Raw genomic sequence first — 22174 nt, 5'->3', positions numbered from 1 at the left:
TTTGATGGAAATAAATTATTTAACCGATAAAAATGGTCATCCATTGGCCGTCGTGGTGCCCATCGACGAATGGGAAAGTATTCGTTCCCGCCTGGACAGGCAGGCCGAGGATGAAACCGCTTACCTGCTCGAAAGCCAGGAAATGCGTCAGCGCCTGGCTTTGGCCAGGTCCCGCAAAGGCGGCAAGACGCTGGAAGAAGTGAAAAATGCCCTTGGTATTTGACGAGCAAGCCGTTGATGACCTGGAATGGTGGGTGACCACCAACCCCAAAAAAGCCAGGAAGATCTTTTCGTTGCTCAAGGAGATCGGGAAAACGCCTTTCAAGGGAAGAGGCAAGCCGGAACCTCTCAAGTACGATTTAGCTGGGTGCTGGTCCAGACGAATTGATGATGAACACAGAATTGTTTACGAGATCGTTGACGGCAATGTCCGGATATTGGCCTGTCGATACCACTACACAGCGAATTGAGAATGCATTTTCAGCAAAGCCAAAGGTGGTAATTACTCAGCATGATAGAGCGGGATGAGGGTAGCTTTTAAAACTTGTGGCAAGCATGTCCTGGATTCCCGCTTTCGCGGGAATGACTTTGTTTTTCATGCCGTTTCGGAGTTAGTTATACCCGCTAAGGCGGGTATCCAGCCCATTTTATTCAGACGGCTGAGTAGTTGCCAGCAAAGATCAGAGACGTGCCCAAGCCTGCATTTCCTTGAGGTTCGCCTAGTCGATTAGCCATCGTTTTATCAGAAGTATGGAGTGCGGGCTTGTCTTATATGGACGCCGGCCTGAAAAAAAGGGGTTAGAGATAATCATCTCTAACCCCTTGATTTTTATGGTGGAGGCGGGGGGATTCGAACCCCCGGCCTCTGCCTTGCGAAGGCAGCGCTCTCCCAACTGAGCCACGCCCCCATGAAAAAAAGATTCATAGACGACCAAAGGTAATGAGGTCAAGTCGGCGAATCGCTCAAGCCTTCTTTACATGTGCCAGCAGTTTTCAGCTCATTGAATCTTCCTCGGAAGACCGGACGCGCATCCGTTCAATGATTACGTTCAGTTCCACAGCCATGTGGGCCATTTCGGACACGGCTTCGGCGGACTGGTTCATGACCTGGCTGGTCTCGCCTGAAATGCGGTTGATGTCCTCGACGCCGCGATTGATTTCCTCGCTGGTGGCGGATTGCTGTTCCGCGGCCGTGGCAATGGAGCGGACCTGGTCCGCCGCGAGTTCCGCCAAGGACAGAATCTGCTGGAGGGCCGCACCGGACGCGTTGGCCAGAGCCGTGGCTTCCTCAATGGCTGCCATGGCCTTGTCCATTCCTTCAATATTCGATCTTGTTCCCTTCTGGATATCCGCTATCGCCTGACCAACCTCCTTGGTGGCGTTCATGGTCTTCTCGGCCAGTTTGCGCACCTCGTCGGCTACCACGGCAAAGCCTCGTCCGGCGTCTCCGGCCCGGGCCGCCTCGATGGCTGCGTTCAGAGCCAGAAGATTGGTCTGGTCCGCGATGTCCTCGATCACGTTCATGATCCGGCCGATCTGACCAGCCTGGGTTCCAAGCTGGCTCAGAGTGGATTTCAATTCCTCGGATTGCTGTTGCACCTTGTTGATGGCCGCGACGGACTCTCCCACCACCTTGGCGCCGTCCAGCGCTTTTGTTCTGGCCTGATCCGAGGCTTCCGCGGCCTGGGAGGCATTCTTGGCCACTTCCAAAACCGTGGCGTTCATCTCTTCCATGGCCGTGGCCGTTTCGCCGGTTCTGGCCCGCTGCTCCTCGGCTCCGCGGCTGGCCTGCTCCACCTGGGCGGCCAGTTCCTCGGCTGCCGAGGCCATGGAGTTGGAGATGTTCGTCGCCTTGTCCGCCGCTTGCGAGATGACTTGGTTTTGTTCGTGGATCTGGGTCTCCTTGGTTTTCAGGGCCGTCATGTCCACGTAGAGGCAAAAGCCTCCGATGCAGACGCCGTCGAGGTCGTAAAGCGGGCAAACATTGGCCAGCACATGGCGTATCCCCCCCTTGTGTCCGGTGATGGTCACCTCCAGATTCCGGAAGACCTGGCCGTGGTTGATGGCCTTGCCCACGGCGGTCTGGCGCGTCGGGTCATTATAGAAGATTTCCGCCAAGGTCCGGCCATACTGCCTTTCCGGAGACCCGTCGATCTGGAGCATGTCCAGGCAGGCCTGATTCGTGAACAGTGCGCGTTCCTTGACGTCCACCAGCAGGAAAGGGGTGGGCAGGCCTTCAATGATCCCCTTGCTCATGCCCTTCTCATGTTTCAGTGCATGAGCCAGGTTTTCAATGGCTGCAAACAATTCCGGCGAACATTCGGAACGATTTTGCGTCCGGTCGGAAACATTTCGGAACTCACCGGCACTGAGGTGGTTCAGGAGAACCTGGACTTCGCCGAGAATTTTTTCTGAACGCAGGTACAGAAAGGCGATGCAGGCCAAGGCGGCCAATCCGGCGCCGGCCACGAGCAAAATTCCAGCAGTTCCGTCCAGATCGAAAAATAATGTTCCTGCAACTGCCGCGGCAATGACAAGAACGCTGAAAAACACCCTGAGCATCATGAGTCGTTGGTGACGCATTGTGCATTCTCCTTTCATGGGTCGGATACGCATCATCACGTAAAATATGCCGCGGTGGTTTGCCGAGAACGACGTCGGTATTCAACAGGAAATGTGGTTCAGATGCCCCTATACATTGCGGCTGGCAAATGCTCAACGGGTTGTCCATGCCGGAGCACAAGTGTTGTTTGTTCGGCAAGCACGCAGCACATGTCGTGTAATCTGCCTTCGGCAATCGGAGTCGGGGTCGGTATCGGTTTCGAAAGCGTTGAGGGCCCTCCGCATGGCTTCGCTTTCGATCCCTATTCCTGAGCCGAGTGCAAAAAGTGCTTTTTGCATTCGGCAGTGGTTAGTGACTTGTGGCTTGTGGTCTGTAAAAACAGGAGGTTGTCGAAAAACCTTGTAATTGCTCAAAAAGATCGGGCGATGAAGTTCCCTGTGCAAGGATACCCATCGACGCGAAGTTCCGTGAGAAAGCTACGGGGGCCATGATCCAGCCGGAACTTTGCCCTGAGTGCGTTACACCGTTGCCGCACTGGGGTGCGGCGCTCCCAGGATTTATCCCGTTAATTACCACCAGTTTTTGAGCAGTTACAAAACCTTGTGGTGTTGGATTCGTCAAGGGACTTTTGCACCAACCTCTATTCCTGATATTTGATACAGAATCCGACAGAAATGCCCGACTTCGGCAACAGCATAAGTATGCTGAATAGTTACACATGCTGAGTAGTTACGCCGGTGAAGGAGTTTGCGAGGCCGTAAAATCAAGGCTACCCGGTCTTCAGCTGAGCATTTTTGTCTGCTTTTTCGAAAATTGTCGATGTAGGTCCTTTCAGGAGCTGGAACGTGGTTGCGTGGACAGCCAGGAAGGCAATATCCTTGCCTTCCAGAAAACTGTGCAGGTGGGAATGTTTTTGGCGCAGTGCATCGGCAACGGCCTTGGATTGCTCTGGATCCTGGAGAACAACGGCCTCTCCGTGAACGGTCAAGGCCATGGTTTTCAGGCGATTTCCAGATGGATCCCCGGAAGGATTCTCGGAAGGATTTTCGGATGATTTCGCGAATGGATCACCCGGTGGGTGGGCATTGCGATCATCCAGCAGCAGGCTGACCTGCGGGTTGGATATAATGTTTGCGAACTTGCTGGTGTTGCGGTAGGTGGCCATGAAGAAGGTCGTACTGTCCGCGGATGGGACGTAGGCCATCAAGGATGTGTGCGGGATGTTGTTGTCGGATGTGGCCAGGACCAGGATATCCTGGCTTTGAATCAACGTCCGGATGCTCTCGTCCATGAATAGCTCCTTCATTAATGTCGATTTGCATCATTTGGCCAGCAAGAAGAACGATGGCCAACAAGTGATTTTAGAGTGCCTGAAGGACAGGATTTGCAATCAATATGAATTTATAACGTTTTCAACAACGGCTTTCAATGGTGGTAACTACTCAGCTTCAGAACGGGATGAGGTTAGCTTTGCACAAACTTGTGACAAGCATGACCTGGATTCCCGCCTTCGCGGGAATGACTTATTTTATGCCGTCTCCGAATCAGTCAGACCCGCGAAGGCGGGTATCCAGCCCGGTTTTACTCGGATGAGCTGAGTAGTTCCATGGTGTACCCAAAAAAAAGCAGCCCATTGGTGAGCCGGTAATAGTGGAGGTGGACAATGACGAATGAATTGCGCGGTCAAATGCTCAAGCTGGCCAAGGAGGCCAGGCAGGCTTCGCGGATACTGGCCGCGGTCCGGGGAACGCAGAAGAATGCGGCGTTGCGGGAACTGGCCCAGCGGCTGCAAACACATTCCGACCAGGTGCTGGCGGCCAATCAGCGCGATGTGGATGCGGCGCTGTCCGCCGGCCTGGACGACGCGCGCGTGGATCGCCTGCGCATGACCGGCTTGACCCTTGAAAGCATGGCCCAGGCCTGTCTGGAAGTGATGGCCCAGACCGATCCGGTGGGGGAGATCGAATCCATGTGGCAGAGGCCCAACGGCATGCAGTTCGGCCGGATGCGCATCCCCCTGGGCGTGGTGATGATGATCTTTGAATCCCGTCCCAACGTGACCATCGAGGCGGCGATTCTCACACTCAAGGCCGGTAATGCGGCCATTCTGCGGGGCGGTTCGGAGGCGTTCCACTCCAATCAGGCCCTGGCCGCGCTGATTGCCGACTCCCTGGAGGCTGCCGGGCTGCCCAGGGCAGCGGTCCAGCTGGTTCCGGTCACGGATCGCGAGGCGGTGTCCCATCTGCTGAAACTGGACGAACTCATCGACGTGGTCATTCCCCGGGGCGGAGAATCACTGATCCGGGCCGTATCCGAGCAGGCGACCATGCCCGTGCTCAAGCATTACAAGGGAGTTTGCCACGCATACGTGGATCAGGGCGCGGACCTGGACAAGGCCCTGGAGATCGTTTTCAACTCCAAGGTTCAGCGATGCGGGGTGTGCAACGCCCTGGAATGCCTGCTGGTGCACGAGTCCGAAGCCGAGATCTTCCTGCCCCGGGTCGCGCGACAACTGGGCGAGGCAGGCGTGCGCTTCAAGTGCTGTCCCCGCAGCCTGCCCTTGATGGGAGAGCATGCCGAAGCCGCTGAAGAGGCGGACTGGGGTCGTGAATTTCTAGACCTGGTACTGGCTGTCCGGGTGGTCCGGGACATGGATCAGGCCCTGGAACACATTGCGGCATACGGATCCAACCATACCGAAGCCATTCTGACCCGGGATCATGACCGGGCAATGCGTTTTCTGCGCGAAGCCGACGCATCCCTGGTTCTGGTGAACGCCTCCACCCGGTTCAACGACGGCGGACAGATCGGTCTGGGCGCGGAAATTGGCATCAGCACCTCCAAGCTGCACGCCTACGGCCCCATGGGTGTTCGGGAATTGACCGGACTGAAGTTCATCGGTCTCGGGCAGGGACAGGTCAGGGAATGACCGGCGGACTTTCATGGAACAGGTCTGTCTTGCAACGCTGATATTTTGTGGACCGTGACGGACATGTTCATTCGACGGACACGAATCGGCGTCCTGGGAGGTTCGTTCAATCCCGTTCACAACGGGCATCTGCGTCTGGCCATCGAGGCCCTGGAAATCCTGGGTCTGGACAGGGTGGAGCTGATTCCTTCGGCGGTTCCGCCCCATAAGGAACCGAAGGGGCTCTTGCCGTTCGGTCTGCGCTGCCGCTGGGTCCGCAAGGCCATCGACGGCCTCCCTGGACTGCATTGCAATGTGATGGAGGGACGCAGAAAAGGTCCCTCCTATACGCTGGACACTCTTGAAGAGCTGGTGCGTTCCCTGCCGGGCGCCCGGCTCTTTTTTTTGCTCGGCGTGCCGGATCTATTGACGTTGCCGACCTGGAAAGGCGGGCTTGAACTGTTGCACAAGGCTGATATCGTGGCTGTGGCCCGTCAGGATATGGCACTGGAAGACGCCCGCGGTTTTATCCAGGAACACTGGCCTTACGCCGCGAACGCGGAGCGCCGCGAATCGCCTCACGGCGTTGCGTGGCAATGGAGTATTGGACAAAACAACGCTCGAATGCTGCTCATCCAACCTCCGTTTCTGGACATCAGTTCGACAATGATCCGCGATTATTGGCGCATGGGTCGGACCATGAAATATCTTGTGCCTGATCCGGTGCTGGAGGAGATGGAACTCCGAAACTCCTTGCTGGGACGATTCTGGAAATGACGTAACAGACCCTTGTTATGCATGAGCATAAGCCGCCTTGCTCAGGATGGAGGCAGGATTGTTTGAACGTTGTTTGCCGGTAACTACTCAGCTGAGGTCCGGGTTGCTTTGATTTTGCGGCCTCGCCAACTCCTTCGCCGGCTTCGTAACACCGAACCATTGCCTGAATAAACTACACTCGTGCTCCAGGAGTCCGGCAATGGTTCGGTGAACGAATTCTGGCTCAGTCAAACAGGCGAGACCGCAAAATCAAAGCAACCCGGACCATCCCTGCTTCAACTGCTGAATAGTTACGTTTGCCGAACATGAAAAATCTGATGCCGCTTCTCTTGGTTTTTTTGTAAAATCGGCGTACTGCAGAAGCAAAAGCAAGCCGTGTTCGGTTGAGATGGACCAGCAGCTCGCATGCAAAGGAGTGGTAGATGGCCAGGAATAATCAGAACAGGATTCGTGCCCTGCTTGCAGGCTTGGGTTTTCTTGCGCTGGGGTTGTTCGCCGCGGCGCAGTGGACGGCTTTCTGGTGGCTGTTCATACCGGGAGCCATGGCCTTGGCTCTGTTGGTGTTCTCGGCCGCGACGGGTTGCGCGGGACCTTCCGTTTCGGCTCTGCAGGCCGCGGAGGATGTCCTGGCGGGCAAGGCAGTTCATTTTGCCGGTTTGCAACTCGAGGACGTCATTGACCAAAAAATTGTCGAATTGGCCCGTCTTGCACGGCACGGGCAGCAGGAAGTCGCATTTTTCCGCCAGGCAATGCGTGAATTGAAGACGCCGTTGCTGAAGTGCGATGCCCGGGGCGAGGTGCAATTTTCCAATGCCGGTCTCCATGAGGTCCTGCGCAAATCCCGGGAAAAGATCGACGGCAAACCGGTTTCGGAAGTCCTTTTCGGCGGTCCGGCCGGAACTGTCCTGGAGCAAGCCATGGCTGAGGGGCGGGCGCTGGATGAAGAGATTGCCCTGACGCTTTGGGACGACAGGGTCTGGAATGTGCGGTCTCTGGTGGCTCCGGTACGGGACGAGCAAGGACATCTCGACGGTTTCCTGGTGGTCTTTGTCGATTTGCAGGCCGTCAAGGAAAGTCAGAAGCGTCTGGAAGAACAAGAGCGGGTACGGATGCAACTGGGGGAAGAGATCAATGAGCTGTCCCAGCGGGTGGCGTCGGCATCGGAAGAGCTTTCCGCCTCAGCCGATGAGCAGGCCAGAGGCGCGAGGCAACAAAAGGAGCAAACCGATTCCGTTGCCACGGCCATGGAACAGATGACCGCCACGGTGCTGGAAGTGGCCAAAAGTTCCTCCACGGCGTCCGAGGCCGCGCACGAAGCCAGGCAAGCCGCCCAGGAAGGAGTGGGCATGGTCGAACAGGCCGTCTCCGGTATCCAGGGCGTGGCCGGGTCGGCTCGCCACCTGGGTCAGGTGCTGACGCAGCTGAATCAACAGGCCGGCGCCATCGGACAAATCATCAACGTGATCAACGACATCGCGGATCAGACCAATCTGCTGGCCCTGAACGCGGCCATCGAGGCGGCCCGGGCCGGGGATGCGGGGCGCGGCTTTGCCGTGGTGGCCGATGAAGTCCGCAAGCTGGCGGAAAAGACCATGACCGCCACCAAGGAGGTGGAAAGCGCGATCCTGACCATCCAGGGGCGTTCCCAGGATGCCGTGGTTTCCATGGAGCAAACCGAACGGCAGGTCAAGGACAGCACCGAGCACTCCAACCAGGCCGGCGAGGCGCTGAAGCTCATCATGGTGCGGGTGGAGGATGTGGTCTCCCAGGTCACCCAGATTGCCACGGCAGCCGAGGAACAGTCTTCCGCCACCGAGGAAATCAACCGCAGCGTCGAGGACATTGCCCATATTGCCCGGGAGGCGGATGAAGGCGCTGACCAGGCCGCCGCGGCAACCCGGGACCTGGCGCAGCTGGCCCAGGAACTGCTTTCAGCGGCCCAGGCCTTCAGCGGAAGCACGGACATGAGCAGGCTGAAATCCTCCCAAGGGGAGATGAAGGGGATCCTGCCGAAATTGATGCAGGAGTACATCAAGGAAGATTTCGGCCAGGAGGTGTTCACCAAGCTGCAGCGTGAACTTGGGAATCCGGTTTTTCTGCCCACGGCCGGCTATCCTGATCAGGTCATTCGGCAAATGGCGGACATTGTTTCCCAGATTACAAACAAGAGCAGCCGGGAAGTGCTGCTGGGCCTGGGCATGTACACGGTGCCCCAGTTCCACAAGGTGTACCGCCGGCACTTCAGTGCGCGGGATCTCAAGCAATTCTATCTGAAAATGAACGATGTCCATGCCAGGTTGACCAGGGAGCACCCGGGCATCAAGCCTCCCAGCTTTACCTATGAGGATAAAGGAGATGTCCTGTTCATGAATTATCGATCTCATCGCGGCTTGTTCGACTACTTTGAGGGCATCCTCAGGGGCGCGGCCCGGTTCATGAAGGAGCGGGCGGACATAACGGTCAAGCCGCTCGATGAAACCACGGCCAGAGCGGAAATTCGTTTTTTGAAGAGTTGATCATGGCTGAAAGCATGCCCCACACAGCCATTGATCCGGATCGATTTTTGTCCTCGATTCGGCAATGGGCAAGCGTTCTGGAGCGGCTTGACCTGGAATTGTCCCAGGTCATTCCCGCCAGGGAGGAGGAGTTTCTTGCTCTGGGTTCGAACATCCAGGCGTTTACTTCCAAGTCCAGGAAAATGGCCAAGGAAGCCGCCGACTTGACGACCCTGACCGGTGGAGAAGAGATCGCCCAGATTGTTGAGACGTTGGGCGGCGAACTTCATCAGATTAACGAGGTTTGCGGCTTTACGAGCCGGGAAACGGATCTGCGGAGGCTGGAGAAGATCGTGCAGCTGATCAGCTCCCTGGAAACGCGGACGGGCAGTTTCCGCAAGATCGTGCGTACCCTGCAGATGCTCGGCGTAACGACCCGGATTGAAAGCGCCCGGCTGGGGGAGAAGGGCAGGGGTTTCATGAATCTGGCCGGTCAGGTGGACAGCCTTGGCCAGAACATCATCGAACACTGGAACAAGATCGCCAACGATACCAAAATCCTCCACGAACACGTCACCTCCGCGCTCCACCGGACCGACTCCCTGGTCCGGGAGCAGCGCTCCGTCACCGAGGAAGCTCTGAGCAGCGGGCACGAGAACCTGGAAACCCTGGTTCGACTGACGGATCAGTCCGCCGCTGCATCGCAAACCCTCTCCAGCCGGACCACCGAGATCAGCAGTCATGTGGGTTCCATCGTCTCCTCGCTCCAGTTTCACGACATCGCGCGCCAGCAGGTGGAACACGTCTGTGAGGCCGTGGAGGACATGACCCAGATGCTGCTTGTGGGCGTGGACGGTGAAGGCGAGGACGCTGCAACGAAAATGCAGGACCTGGCCTGCTGGATCGCCGACGTCTGCTCCCTGCAGGTCTCCCAGCTGCGGCAATGCGGCGTCTCCTTTGAGCAAGCCATTGTGACCCTGACGGGCAACTTGTCCAGCATCACGGACACGGTGGCGGCCATGGACAGGGATCTGCGGTCCATACTCGGGGCCGACGACAATTCCAGCCACAACGCCCTGGACCAGATCGAGGCCAACGTGTATCTGCTGATCGACTTCATGCAGGGATATTCCGCCAAAAGCGAGGAGCTGGCGGACATCATGCGCACGGTGGGCGACATGGTATCGCAAATGGCGGCCTATGTCGCCAATATCGAGGAGGTCGGCGCGGAGATCGAACTCATCGCCCTCAATGCCAGCGTCCAGGCGGCCCATACCGGCGAGGAAGGTCTGGCCCTGGGAGTACTGGCCGGAGCCATCCAGCGGCTGTCCATGGATGCCCGGACCCTGACGGACGTGGTTGCGGATGAATTGCGTGACATATCGGAGCATGCTCAGGAATTGATGAAGGTGGCCGATATTTCCATGAACACCCAGAAGCTGGGGCAACAGGTGGGGCGGCTGGAGGAAATGATCAGCAGTCTGCGGACCTTGAACCAGCAAACTGCCCAGACGTTCAGCGAAGTGCGCGACATGGGCGCGGAACTGAGGCGGGATCTTCTGGACCAGATCGAGGCGATCACCTTCCACCATCCGATGCTCGCGGAACTGCGGCAGGCGGGAGAGGCCTTCAAGGATCTTGCCGACCAGGCCCTGGAGCAATCTTCGCGCGACTGTGACCCGGCTGATCGTCCGGAGCGATTGAAGGTGCTGCTCTCCCGGTACACCATGGAAGCAGAGCGAATGGTTCACCTCGGGCTCGATCAGGGCGAGGCGAATTTTGCCGTGGAAGACAGCGGAATCGAACTCTTCGGCGATGATGACGGGGTTGAACTTTTTGGCGACGATGCCAACGTGGAATTGTTCGACGATGATGCGCAAACCTCGAAGAAACCCGAAAAGCGTGAGGAAGATCTCGGGGACAATGTGGAGTTGTTCTGAGGGAGAACCGGCGCAGCACAGGGGAAGACGACATGGCACAGTGGGAAATTTTGGATCAGGACACCGCCACCCGAGTGATCAAGCTTTCCGGGCGTTGGGGAGTCGAGAGCGCGGAGGAACTCCACCAGGCGTTCCTGCGGGCAGTGGACGGACCGGCATTGCTGCAGGTGGACATGGAGGCGGTGGAGGACGTTGACTTGTCCTTTTTTCAGATTGTTAGCGGGGCATTCAAGACCATGGAGCAAGGGAAGATGCAGGTCGTGAACATCCCGGAGCACATTATCGACAAGGCGGACAGAATGGGTTTTCTCCCGAGACATTCTTCGGGAATTTTCGGTAAAGGAGTTCAGCAATGAGCAAGCGCATCATGACTGTTGACGATTCCAGCAGCGTTCGTCAGATGGTCGGGTTCACGCTCAAGGATGCGGGATACGAGGTGATTGAGGCTGTTGACGGCAAGGATGCGTTGAGCAAGCTGTCCGGAACGGTGGACATGATCATTACGGACTTGAACATGCCGAACATGGACGGCATTGAGTTGATTCGCCAGGTGCGCGCCCTGCCCGCGTACAAGTTCGTGCCCATCGTCATGCTGACCACGGAATCCCAGGCCGAGAAGAAGCAGGTGGGCAAGGACGCCGGGGCTACGGGTTGGATCGTCAAGCCCTTCAAGCCGGAGCAGTTGCTGGCCGTTGTGAAGAAGGTCGTTCGCTAGCCACGGGTAGTTCCCGGGAACAGGGAGTTAAGTCATGAGCGGTGATCATCTGATACAGGCCAGGAATGCCTATCTGGAAGAGGCTCAAGAGCTGTTGAGCGATCTGGAAGAATCCCTGCTTGAGCTGGAATCCAGGCCCGAAGACCAGGAACTGATCAATCGCGTTTTCCGGTCCATGCATACCATCAAGGGATCAGGGGCGATGTTCGGGTTCGACGACATCGCCATGTTCACCCATGAACTGGAGACGATTTTCGATCAGGTGCGCAATGCGGAATTGCCGGTCACCTCGGAACTGCTCGACCTGACCCTGCGATCCCGGGACCTGATTCTCGATATGCTCCTGCAGGACGGGTGCGACAGTACGGCATGTCGGGCCAAGTCCGAGCAGATCGTCACCGCGTTGCGAAAAATCGGCCAGGCCGGCGCTCCCGCCTCAGTCCCTGTCCCGGATGGCGACCAGTCCGCATCGCCGGCTCAGGATACGCCCCGAGACGACGTGACCACCGTCTTTCGGATATGCTTCAAGCCCAATGCGCGGATCTTCCTGTCCGGGACCAATCCTTTTTCGCTTCTGGAGGAGCTTTCCGAACTGGGAGACTGCAGGATCGTGGCCCGAACCGAGAGTGTTCCCGGGCTGGATGTTCTGGACCCTCTGGCCTGCTACACGTGGTGGGACATGATTCTGGCCACTGTTCACGGCGAGGAGGCCATTCGGGATGTTTTCATCTTCGTGGAGGATGACTGCGAGCTGATTATCCAGAAGATCGAGACCATTACCCAGGAGAATGCCGCCGCCGTCGGCCGAAAGCTCGGAGAGATTCTTGTGGCGCGGGGCAACGTGAGTGCCCAGGACCTGCAGGATGTTCTCAAGCAGCAACGGCCGCTGGGCGAATTGCTGACCACCGCCGGACTGGTCAGCTCCCAGGAAGTGGAGTCGGCCTTGACCGAACAGGAGTTTGTGCGCGAGGTGCGCAGCGTTCGGGCCGAGCCGAAGGAGGCGGTGACCAGCATTCGGGTGGAAGCCTCCAAGCTGGACAAGCTCGGTGATCTTGTGGGCGAACTGGTGATTGTCCAGGCAAGGCTGAGCCAGCTCGTCACCCTGCATCATGATCCGGCCCTGATCAGCCTGGCCGAAGAGCTGGAGCGACTCAGCGACGAACTGCGCGACAATACCCTGGGCATCCGCATGCTGCCCATCGGCAGCACCTTCAACAAGTTCTTGCGGCTGGTCCGGGACTTATCCCGCGATTTGGGCAAGGAGATCGATCTGGTCACCCAGGGCGGAGAAACCGAACTGGACAAGAACGTGATCGAGAAGCTCAACGATCCGCTGGTGCATTTGATGCGTAATTGCATCGACCACGGAATCGAGCTTCCGGATGTGCGACAGGCCAATGGGAAACCGCGTATGGGCCGGATCGTCTTGTCCGCGGAACACTCCGGGGGCGAGGTGTTGATCCGGATATTCGACGACGGGGCGGGCATCGATCCGGCCAAGGTTCAGGCCAAGGCGGTGGCGAAAGGGTTGATCGCTCCGGATGCGGCACTTTCCCAGGAGGACATTCTGCAGCTTGTCTTTTTGCCGGGTTTTTCCACCGCGGAGCAGGTGAGCAGCGTATCCGGCCGCGGCGTGGGCATGGACGTGGTCAAGCGCGGGATCGATTCCTTGCGCGGTGCGATCAAGCTGGAAAGCACGCCGGGCAAGGGCACCACCGTGTTGATCAAACTGCCCCTGACCCTGGCAATCATAGACGGCCTGCAGGTGGAGGTGGGACGGCAGCAATACGTCATCCCATTGTCGGCCGTTGAGGAGTGCGTCGAGCTGGACCGGTTTCGCACGAATTTCGGAGAGAACGGTGAAATGATCAACCTGCGCGGCGAGGCCGTTCCGTTCATTCGCTTACGCAACTGGTTCAACCTGAACGGAAAGTTGCCGGCCATCGAGCAGATCGTGATCGTCAACGTACTGGAGCAGCGTATCGGGCTGGTCGTGGACAAGGTCATCGGGCAGCATCAGACCGTGATCAAGAGTCTGGGACGGGTCTACCGTGAGCTGGAGGGCATATCCGGGGCAACGATCAACGGCGACGGCAGCATGGCCTTGATCCTCGACGTACAGGCCATGGTTCGGGCGGTAATGCGCATGCCCTGAAAACGGAAGTGCAGGCCGCGAATCGAGGCAGCGCTTCTCATATCACCTATACAACCATGACGATCGCCGGCAGGGCGTCATGTTCAGGCGCAGGCTTATATGGATACCGAAAATATCTGGGCCAAAATGGCAAAGTTGGAGCGGGAGCTGGAACAGGCCCGCCAGGAGGCGATGGAGAAGTCGAAACATCGGGATGTCTTCGTGAGCCGGATCAGCCATGAACTGCGGACTCCGCTCAACGCGATCATGGGGTTGACCGAGCTGCTGCAGGGCACCGGCCTGAATCCCACCCAGGCCAACTACCTGTCCATGATCAATCAATCCACGTCCCAGCTGCTCAGACTGGTCTACGAAATCCTGGACTTTTCCCAGATGCCCATGGGGCCGCTCCAGCAGCAGGAAAGCATTGATTTTACGCTGCTCGAGGATGTTGTTCCCCGGTTGCGGCCCCTGGAAACCCAGGCTCGGGAAAAGGGTCTCAATTTTTTCATCCACATCGATCCCGTTGCCTCGGGGACCATGCACGGCAGTCCGGCCTGTATCTCCCAGGTCACGCTTGCCCTGGCCGACAATGCCGTCAAATTCACGGATTACGGGGAAATTCTCGTCCAGTTCTCCATGAGCAGAAAGGAAACGGGGGAGACCGCTCTGTGCCTCGGGGTCACGGATACAGGCATCGGGGTGCCCAAGGAAAGCCAGGAGGCCATATTCAACAAGTTCGTCACCGGTCCGCATTCGGAACGGTTCGGCGGAATCGGCATGGGCTTGACCCTGGCGAAGAAGCTTGTCGACAAAATGCAGGGCAGGATCTGGGTGGACAGCGAACTGTATCTGGGCAGTTCCTTCTATGTCACCCTCCCGATGTCCAAAAGTACCGCTGCTGCGCCTTCAGAGAGCGAGCTGCAGGGGCCGTTCACGGTTCTGCTGGTGGAAGACGAACCGGTCAATCAATTCATGACCTTGCAGTTGCTGTCCAAGCATGGGCACCGGGTTACCGCGGTGAACAACGGACAGCAGGCTTTGGATGCCCTGGCGGAAGGGAAATATGACTTGATCTTGATGGATATTACCATGCCGGTGATGGATGGCCTGGAGGCGACCAGGATCATTCGTTCCGGCGAAGTTGCCGGCGTTGATCCCGATATTCCCATTATCGCCCTGACAGCCATGGTCATGCCCGCGGATCGCCGGCGCTGCCAGGAAGCGGGGATGAACGCCTTTGTGACCAAACCCGTGGAAACCGTGAAGCTGGAAGAAGTCATGCGGACCGTTCTGTCCGAGAGACACCAGAAGCAGTCGTAACGGGACGAACGACGTCGCTTGCCGCCCCGGTGCACGAGGGGGATTATTTTTGGCTACTCAGTACTCTCGGGATGGAACCGGAACGTGACTGCTCAAAAACTTGTGGCAATCAACAGGATAAACCCTGGGAGCGCCGCACCCCAGTGCGGCAACGGTGTAACGCACATAGGGTAAAGTTCCGGCTGGAATATGGCCCCTGTGGCTTGGTCACGAAACTCCGCGTCGATGGGATACTTGAACAGAAAACCTCGACGCCCGATCTTTTTGAGCAGTTACACCGGAACGCGCTGAACAGTTATCATTTTTTATAACTATTCAGCACATACTTTGTGGTCACTCGCCAAAGCTGGATTCCGGCTTTCACCGGAATGACGTATCATACCACGTCCTTTCCAGTTAAGTCATACCGGCGAAGGCCGGTATCCAGTCCGATTTTTCTCGGATGAGCTGAATAGTTACATCATTTTTTGGTAACTATTCAGTACATGGTGTGCGAGCTGCCTCCGGCATCGGGGTCGGTGTCGGGGTCGGAATCGGTTTCGAAAAATGTTGAGAAAGACCTACGCATGTCTCCGCCTGCGATCCCGATACCGATACCGACGCCGACTGCGATGTCAAAGTCCGCAGGGCAGTAGCATGCTGAACAGTTACATTTTTTGTAACTATTCAGCACATACTTTGTGGTCACTCGCCAGAGCTGGATACCGGCTTTCGCCGGAATGACGTATCATACCACGTCCTTTCCAGTTAAGTCATACCGGCGAAGGCCGGTATCCAGTCCGATTTTTCTCGGATGAGCTGAGTAGATACCTTTTTTTTGCCTTGCGACGTTCCGCTCTGACCCGTCAAGATCCTGATCCATATTTCTTGCATTGCTGTCAGGGCCACCCCACCCCTGTCTCCATACATCGTTGGCATGCATGGAGGCAGGCACGGATGGTGAACCCTGGCTCAGCCGGACAACACATGCCGCAAAGTCAATTCCGCCGGACCAGTTCCTGTTTCCGAACCTGAACAGACGCCCATGCGCTTCTGGAAAGATTATTTTTGGGAGTCTGGAAAGGGCTGGGCGAGTCCTTATCCGATCTATGTGCTGCTGTTGGTATTGCTGACGGGAATGCTGTTCGCCTGGTCCGCCATCCAGCAAGCCGACAGGCTGATGCGCGAGGAGTTGCTGCGTAAAACACGGTTGGTGGCCCAGGCGATGAACCTGGAACGGATCCGGGTGCTCAGCGGAACGGAAGCTGACCTGGGCACGCCGGAATATGACCGACTCAAGCAGCAACTGTATCTGGCCAAGCAGGTCGACCAACGGTGGGAATGGCTCTATCTCATCGGCCGCAACGATAAGCGGGACGTTTTTTTCTTTCTTGATTCGGAGTCGGACGAGGACGATCTGCCGTCGCCGCCCGGCCAGATCTATGAAGAAGCATCCCCGTTGATGCATCAGGTTTTCGATACGCGCCGGGCCATTGTGGAAGGCCCGGACGAGGATCGCTGGGGCGTCTGGGTCAGTGCGCTGGTTCCGCTCCTGGATCCCGGGACGGATGATCTGCTCGGGGTCGTGGGTATTGATGTCGAAGCCGGGGACTGGTTCCGGGAAACATGGCGGGCCGGGCTGGTCCCTTCACTCTTCACGCTGGTCCTGCTTGTGGTTTTGATTGTCGGCCGGGTACTGGCGGTCAAGAACCGGATTGCGCGCCGAAACGGAAACCGTGCGGCGTCCCGTTTCTTCGAAACGGTCTTGACCATGCTCGTCGGCGCGATCCTGTCCCTGGCCGTGGCCTGGACGCTGCATTCCGTCGAGACGCGCAACCGATTCAAGACATTCGCCATTCTGTCGAATGCCAAGACAATGCACACCCTGGAAAAACTGCGCGATATTTCGGACGCCGAACTCGCGGGGCTTGTCGCCTACCTCCAGGGCAATCCTTCCCCAACGCAAGCGGACTATCTCAATCACACGAGCTATCTGACCAGGAATCCCGCCGTGCAGGCCTGGCAGTGGATCCCCGGCGTGCCCTCGGAGGCCCGGGCGGTTTTCCAGCGGCACATCAGCCAGGCCGGAGTTCCCGATTTTACCATCTGGGAATTTGACGCTGTGCAACAGCGGATACCCGCCATGATGCGGGACGTGCATTATCCCGTGGTTTTTTCGGCTCCAGCGGGGACAAGCCAGGACTTGCCGGGTTTTGATCTCGGCTCGAGACCCGAACTTGAATCAACCATCCGGGAAGCCCTGGACAGCGGGTTGATCACGGCCGCGGACTTCATGGTTCTCAGCCCTGATGCGCAGCACGGGGCCGTTTACCTTTTTCATCCCCTGTCGGCCTTGCGACACAAAGATCCACTTGTGGAACCCGGACTGGATCAGGGAGTGGCCGCCGCGGTCCTGCTGCCGGAGGTCTTGATCCGCAGTATTCTGGATGCTGATTTCAGCTTCGGCGGTGCTGCCTTGACCATGATCCATTTATACCAGCTCCATGACGAGGCGCCGCCGGAGCTGCTGGCGTCCACCGCCCCCGACGTGACCGGCGAATTCCAGGACAATTCGGGACTGATCATCACCAGCCCCCTCTTTGCCTTTGGTCGGACCTATGCCCTGGTGATCCGGCCGACTCCGGCTTTTGCCGCGCTGAATCCCGTTGTTGCCGGCTGGATGGCCTTTTTCTCCGGCCTGGTCGTCACCGCGGCCGTGGCTCTGGTGGTCGGGGTTCTGGCCAACCGTCGGGAGCAGTTGGAGCATTTGGTGGATCAGCGCACTTCGGACTTGCTCGAACACAAGGAACTGCTCAAGGCCACGTTGCATTCCATTGGCGACGGGGTGGTCTGTACGGATGCGCAAGGTCGGATCACGGACATGAATCCCGTGGCGGCTGATCTGACCGGGTGGACCCTGCCGGAGGCTTCGGGCCGCCCACTGTCCGAGATCTTTCGCATCTTCCATGTCGAGAGCCGGCAGGCGGTGCAAAATCCCGTAGATTTTGCGCTGACGCATGGGATGAAGGCCGAGCTTCCCAGTGATACGACATTGATCGATCGCAACGGAAATGAATGTCAGATCGCGGACAGCGCCGCGCCCATTTTCGCACCGGATGGAAGCATAGTCGGAGTCGTTCTGGTTTTCCGGGACGTCACCGAGGAGTATCGCATCCGCGCTCAACAGCGTCATCAGCTTGCCTTTCAGCAGCTCGTGGCCCAAATCTCGGCCGATTTGGTGGGATTCAGCGAGGATTGCTTTGAGGACGTACTGGAAAGTGCCCTGCATCGGTTGGGAGATTTTTTCGATGTGGACCGAACGTACCTGTTCAGTTGTTCCAGCGATCTGGCCCTGATGCATAATACCCACGAATGGTGCGCACAGGGTGTTGTTTCCGTCAAGGATCAGCTGCAGAACATTCGATTGGCGGAGGTGACCTGGTGGCGGAAGCAACTGGAGCAGCGCAAGCCCCTGCATATTCCGGACATATCCCGGATGCCGCCGGAAGCCGATCTGGAGAGACGCCGGTTGTCGGAACAGGGCGTCCAATCCCTGATCTGCCTGCCCATGCTGGATGAACAGCGGGCCGTGATCGGATTCATGGGGTTTGATGCCGTTCGGCGGGCGGTTGTCTGGCCGGAGGAGCAGATCACCATGCTCCAGGTGGTGGCGGAGATCATTGCCGCCGCCTTGAGCAAGCGCCGGGCCGGTTTGGCGCTGGAGGAAAGCAGAAATCAATTCCAGTCGCTTGTGACAAACATTCCCGGGGCCACATATCGTTGTGATGTCGGCCTTCGCAGGCGGATGCATTATTTGAGCGACCACATTGAATCCATTACCGGCTACGAAGCGGAACATTTTCTTGGCAGTGATCCCGTGCGCGATCTGGGAGACTTGATCCATGAAAGTGATGCGGAGCACGTAGCCCGGCACATCTCCGCGGCCATTGCCGAGGGCGTGCCCTGGGAGATGGAGTATCGGATCGTGCATCGCGACGGGACGATCCAGTGGGTTTATGAGAAGGGGAGCAGAATCCGGAATCCGGATGGCGAGACGGCCTATCTGGACGGGTTTATCCTGAACATCACGGACCGCAAGCATGCCGAGGAGAAATTGCTGGATTCCGCCCGGCTCATGGCCCAGAAGAATCGCGACCTGGACGCTGCCCTGTTCCAGGCCGAGGCGGCAACCAAGGCCAAGAGCGAATTCCTGGCCAATATGAGCCATGAAATCCGTACCCCGCTGAATGCGATCATTAGCATGTCCGAGCTGGGTTTGGAGGGCGAATTTCAGGCCAATCCCGGCGAGGCTTTTGAAATCATCTCCAGGGAGGCAGGTGCACTGCTGGCTATCGTCAATGACGTCCTGGACTTTTCCAAGATCGAGGCCGGTCAATTCGCGTTGGACGAGGTGGAGTTCGACGTGCGGGTGATTTTCAGCCGACTGGCGGACGCATTGGCTTTTCAGGCCCAGAGGAAGGGGTTGAGGTATGTTTCGCGCATTTCTCCGAATCTGCCGACCCGTCTGCTCGGCGATCCGGTGCGGCTGCGCCAGGTGTTGCTGAATCTTGCCGGCAATGCCCTCAAGTTCACCCATGCCGGCGAAATCACCGTTGCGGCGGATCTTGTCGAGGAGTCGACGGATTCGGTCAAGATCCGGTTTTCCGTGCGCGATACGGGCATCGGGATCCCGGATCATATGCAGAGAGCGGTTTTCGAAAGTTTCACCCAGGTTGACGGATCGACCACCCGGGACTACGGCGGAACAGGGCTGGGACTGGCCATCAGCAGGAAATTCCTGGAACTGATGGGCAGCGACATTGCCGTGGAAAGCCGAGTTGGCCGGGGCAGCACCTTTCATTTCAATCTGGTGTTGCGCAAGCCGACGGCTGAACAATCCGGAGATATTCCGGGCCAGGTTCGGGAAATCAGCCGCGTTGAACCGGATGACGTTCAGGAGAAGAACCCAGGCGGGCGCATCCTGCTGGTGGAAGATTATCCCACCAACCGGCAGTTGGCCATGCGCCACTTGCGAAAAGCAGGATACGAGGTGGACGAGGCGGTGAACGGCGCCCAGGCCGTGGAGGCGTTTCAACGTCAGGTCTATGACCTGATCCTGATGGACGTGCAAATGCCGGTGATGGACGGATATGAGGCAACGCAAAGGATCAGGAGGCTGGAATCGGACCATTCAACCACCGCGAAGAATGGGCCTGTGCCCATCATTGCGATGACGGCTCATGCCATCAGCGGATATCGAGAGAAATGTCTTGCCGCGGGAATGGACGACTACATCGCAAAGCCCATGCGTCGGGCCGATCTGCTGGCAATGGCGGCCAGATGGATGCGGCACGGAGAAGTGGAGGGCGCGGTTGGGCATGTATTGGAAAAACAGGTTTCCGATCCTTTGTTGACTGGGGATAATCGCTTGCGCAATCCACCCATGAATTACGAGCAGGCCCTCTCGGAATTCGAGAACGACGCGCAATTCCTGCATGACGTTCTGCATGAGTTTCTGACGAACGTGCAGCGCCGGATCCAGGTCATGGCCGATGCCCTGGACCGTGAGGACGCTCCTGCCATTGCCGAGCAGGCCCATTCCATCAAGGGCGGCGCGGCGAACCTGATCGCCGTCGAACTGGCCCGGGCAGCGGGGGAATTGGAAGATGTCGCGCGGACGAGACAGCTCGGTGAAGGACATGCTTTCCTGAAGCGCTTGCGCGACGCACATCATAAGCTTTGGAATTATGTTCAGAAGGAAGGCCTATGAGAAGTCTTGTCGTGGACGACGAACTGGTCAGCAGAAGCAAGTTGCAAAAGATCATGGAATCTTTCGGGCATTGCGATGCCGTGGACAATGGCGACAAGGCCGTGCTGGCGGTGATCAGGGCTCTGAATCTGGATCAGCCCTACGACGTGATCCTGATGGATATCATGATGCCGGTCATGGATGGTCACGAGGCCCTGCAGCGCATCCGCAAGGTTGAAAAGGAACGCGGCGTCCCGCCTGGAGATGAGGTGCGGGTACTCGTGATATCCAGTCTGGAAGACCAGAAGAATGTCTGCCGGGCGTTTTTTCGAGGTCTGGCCGGCGGGTATCTGACCAAACCGGTCAACAGGGAAGCGATCCTCACGGCGTTGCAGGAAATCGGCATTGGTCGAGCAACCTGATCTGATATGCACCAACCAACAGGAAGATGCAAAGGATACATGGACATGAATACTGAATTGCCGCCGCGGAGCAAGAGAGGGATGTGCCGCTGCCGCCTGGCTTTGGCTGGGTGGGTGATCGTGCTGATCCTGCTTGCGGGTTGCGGAGAGCAAGGGGACAACCGGGTCGTGGCGCAACCAGCCGAGGCGGAAAAGTCTCGATTGGTGCTCTACAACTGGGAAGAGTACATGGGCTCGGAAACGCTATGGAAATTCGAGCAGGCCACGGGAATCGAGGTGGATCTGCGGACTTATGAAGACGAGGAAGAAGTCCTGGGCGCCATGCAGTCCGGCTCATTGGATGCGGATCTGGTCATTCTCAGCAGCAGCGTTGCCGCGGAAATGGCCAAGGCACGGTTGTTGAGCCCTCTGGACATGGACCTCCTGCCGAATCTTCGCCATGTGGACCCGCGGGCCCTGGCCCAGGATCAGTCCGTGAACGAAAAATACCAGGTGCCGTTCCTCATGGGCTATACCGGCGTGGCGGTGGACGCCCGTCGGTACCCTGATCACCCCGATTCGTGGCGGGTGCTCTGGGATGCCCGACTTACGGGCAAGATGGCCATGTTGAACAACCCCTTTGAGGTCATCGGCGCGGCGAGCATGATGCTCGGCTTTCCGATCAACCCTGAAAAGGAGCACATGGAGGCAGTGCGCGAGGCTCTGCTGGAACAACGGCCCCTGCTGGTCGGTTATCTGCATGATACGGCCATCATGCATCAACTGGGCTCGGGCGACCTTTGGGCCGCGCAAAGCTACAGCAGCGACGCGCTGCGGGCCATGGAGGAGAATCCGCACCTGCTGTTCGTTTTTCCCGAGGAGGGCTGTGCAGCCTGGGTGGATGTCTTCGTTCTTCCGCTCCTGGGTCGAAATCCCGAGGCAGCTCATGCCTTTATCGATTTTGTCCATGTTCCGGAAATCATGGCCGAGATCGCCAGTGAACTGTGGTCGGCCACGCCGAATCTGGCGGCGCGGGAATTCATGGATCCGGAAGTGCTCGCTTCGCCCGTTGTTCACCCTCCGGCGAATGTTCTGGGCAAATGCAACTATTTCGGAGATCTGGGAGATCCGGAGACAGTGGCGCTGCGCATGAAACTGTGGGCGGAACTCCTGGCGGGGTTGTGATACCG

The 22174-nt window shown here is 57.8% G+C and carries 16 protein-coding genes and 1 tRNA gene; 14 read left to right on the top strand and 3 right to left on the bottom strand.

The genetic code is table 11. From position 1 onward, the window contains the following. The first annotated feature begins 4 nt into the window (after window positions 1–4). Both ACYQ15_RS06675 and ACYQ15_RS06670 read left to right on the top strand, forming a co-directional pair. On the top strand, window positions 5–223 hold the full coding sequence (locus tag ACYQ15_RS06675) for a hypothetical protein (RefSeq protein ID WP_459936748.1): 219 nt from the start codon (window positions 5–7) through the stop codon (window positions 221–223). Continuing rightward, entirely contained in the window at window positions 207–470 is a 264-nt protein-coding gene (locus ACYQ15_RS06670; protein WP_459936747.1) for a Txe/YoeB family addiction module toxin, read from the top strand. Before ACYQ15_RS06675 ends, ACYQ15_RS06670 begins: the two co-directional genes overlap by 17 nt. A gap of 362 nt (window positions 471–832) precedes the next feature. Here ACYQ15_RS06670 and ACYQ15_RS06665 read toward each other — a convergent pair. The 3 genes from ACYQ15_RS06665 to ACYQ15_RS06655 all read right to left on the bottom strand — a co-directional run bounded on the left by ACYQ15_RS06665 (window position 833) and on the right by ACYQ15_RS06655 (window position 3854). Further along, window positions 833–908 (bottom strand) — tRNA-Ala (locus ACYQ15_RS06665). 85 nt (window positions 909–993) lie between these two features. Next, the gene (locus ACYQ15_RS06660) at window positions 994–2583 is read right to left on the bottom strand and encodes a methyl-accepting chemotaxis protein (RefSeq protein ID WP_459936746.1); all 1590 of its coding nucleotides are present in this window, start codon (window positions 2581–2583) and stop codon (window positions 994–996) included. A 749-nt stretch (window positions 2584–3332) separates the two neighbouring features. Beyond that, window positions 3333–3854: a pyridoxamine 5'-phosphate oxidase family protein gene (locus ACYQ15_RS06655; RefSeq protein ID WP_459936745.1), complete on the bottom strand. Its 522-nt coding sequence runs from the start codon at window positions 3852–3854 to the stop codon at window positions 3333–3335. On the opposite strand from ACYQ15_RS06655, the gene ACYQ15_RS06650 reads away from it, so the two are divergent. The 12 genes from ACYQ15_RS06650 to ACYQ15_RS06595 all read left to right on the top strand — a co-directional run bounded on the left by ACYQ15_RS06650 (window position 3853) and on the right by ACYQ15_RS06595 (window position 22169). Next, the gene (locus ACYQ15_RS06650; RefSeq protein WP_459936744.1) at window positions 3853–4161 is read left to right on the top strand and encodes a hypothetical protein; all 309 of its coding nucleotides are present in this window, start codon (window positions 3853–3855) and stop codon (window positions 4159–4161) included. The two genes, ACYQ15_RS06655 and ACYQ15_RS06650, sit on opposite strands and share 2 nt — an antisense overlap. 65 nt (window positions 4162–4226) lie before the next feature. Continuing rightward, window positions 4227–5492 (top strand): glutamate-5-semialdehyde dehydrogenase, encoded by a 1266-nt coding sequence (locus ACYQ15_RS06645; protein WP_459936743.1) that lies wholly within the window; start codon window positions 4227–4229, stop codon window positions 5490–5492. A 63-nt stretch (window positions 5493–5555) separates the two neighbouring features. Beyond that, the gene (nadD, locus tag ACYQ15_RS06640) at window positions 5556–6248 is read left to right on the top strand and encodes a nicotinate (nicotinamide) nucleotide adenylyltransferase (RefSeq protein ID WP_459936742.1); all 693 of its coding nucleotides are present in this window, start codon (window positions 5556–5558) and stop codon (window positions 6246–6248) included. Between the two features lie 422 nt (window positions 6249–6670). Further along, window positions 6671–8764, top strand: a complete 2094-nt coding sequence (locus tag ACYQ15_RS06635; protein ID WP_459936741.1) for a methyl-accepting chemotaxis protein — start codon at window positions 6671–6673, stop codon at window positions 8762–8764. A gap of 2 nt (window positions 8765–8766) precedes the next feature. Continuing rightward, a complete protein-coding gene (locus ACYQ15_RS06630; RefSeq protein ID WP_459936740.1) occupies window positions 8767–10683 on the top strand; it encodes a hypothetical protein in 1917 nt (638 codons plus the stop codon). A 32-nt stretch (window positions 10684–10715) separates the two neighbouring features. Beyond that, a complete protein-coding gene (locus ACYQ15_RS06625; protein WP_459936739.1) occupies window positions 10716–11039 on the top strand; it encodes an STAS domain-containing protein in 324 nt (107 codons plus the stop codon). Further along, window positions 11036–11398, top strand: a complete 363-nt coding sequence (locus tag ACYQ15_RS06620; RefSeq protein ID WP_459936738.1) for a response regulator — start codon at window positions 11036–11038, stop codon at window positions 11396–11398. The genes ACYQ15_RS06625 and ACYQ15_RS06620 overlap by 4 nt, the downstream gene beginning before the upstream one ends. 34 nt (window positions 11399–11432) lie before the next feature. Further along, entirely contained in the window at window positions 11433–13553 is a 2121-nt protein-coding gene (locus ACYQ15_RS06615; protein WP_459936737.1) for a chemotaxis protein CheA, read from the top strand. Window positions 13554–13652: 99 nt separating this feature from the next. Then, a complete protein-coding gene (locus ACYQ15_RS06610; RefSeq protein WP_459936736.1) occupies window positions 13653–14855 on the top strand; it encodes a response regulator in 1203 nt (400 codons plus the stop codon). Window positions 14856–15879: 1024 nt separating this feature from the next. Beyond that, a complete protein-coding gene (locus tag ACYQ15_RS06605; protein WP_459936735.1) occupies window positions 15880–20604 on the top strand; it encodes a PAS domain S-box protein in 4725 nt (1574 codons plus the stop codon). After that, window positions 20601–21005 carry a response regulator gene (locus ACYQ15_RS06600; RefSeq protein WP_459936734.1) on the top strand — a complete coding sequence of 135 codons (405 nt, stop codon included), beginning with the start codon at window positions 20601–20603 and terminating at the stop codon, window positions 21003–21005. Before ACYQ15_RS06605 ends, ACYQ15_RS06600 begins: the two co-directional genes overlap by 4 nt. Window positions 21006–21050: 45 nt before the next feature. Next, a complete protein-coding gene (locus tag ACYQ15_RS06595) occupies window positions 21051–22169 on the top strand; it encodes an ABC transporter substrate-binding protein (protein ID WP_459936733.1) in 1119 nt (372 codons plus the stop codon). The last annotated feature ends 5 nt before the right edge of the window (window positions 22170–22174 follow it).

This window comes from Desulfonatronum parangueonense (genome assembly GCF_054656975.1).
Note: the sequence above shows the minus strand (reverse complement) of the source record. Positions and strands in the feature narration are given on the sequence as shown.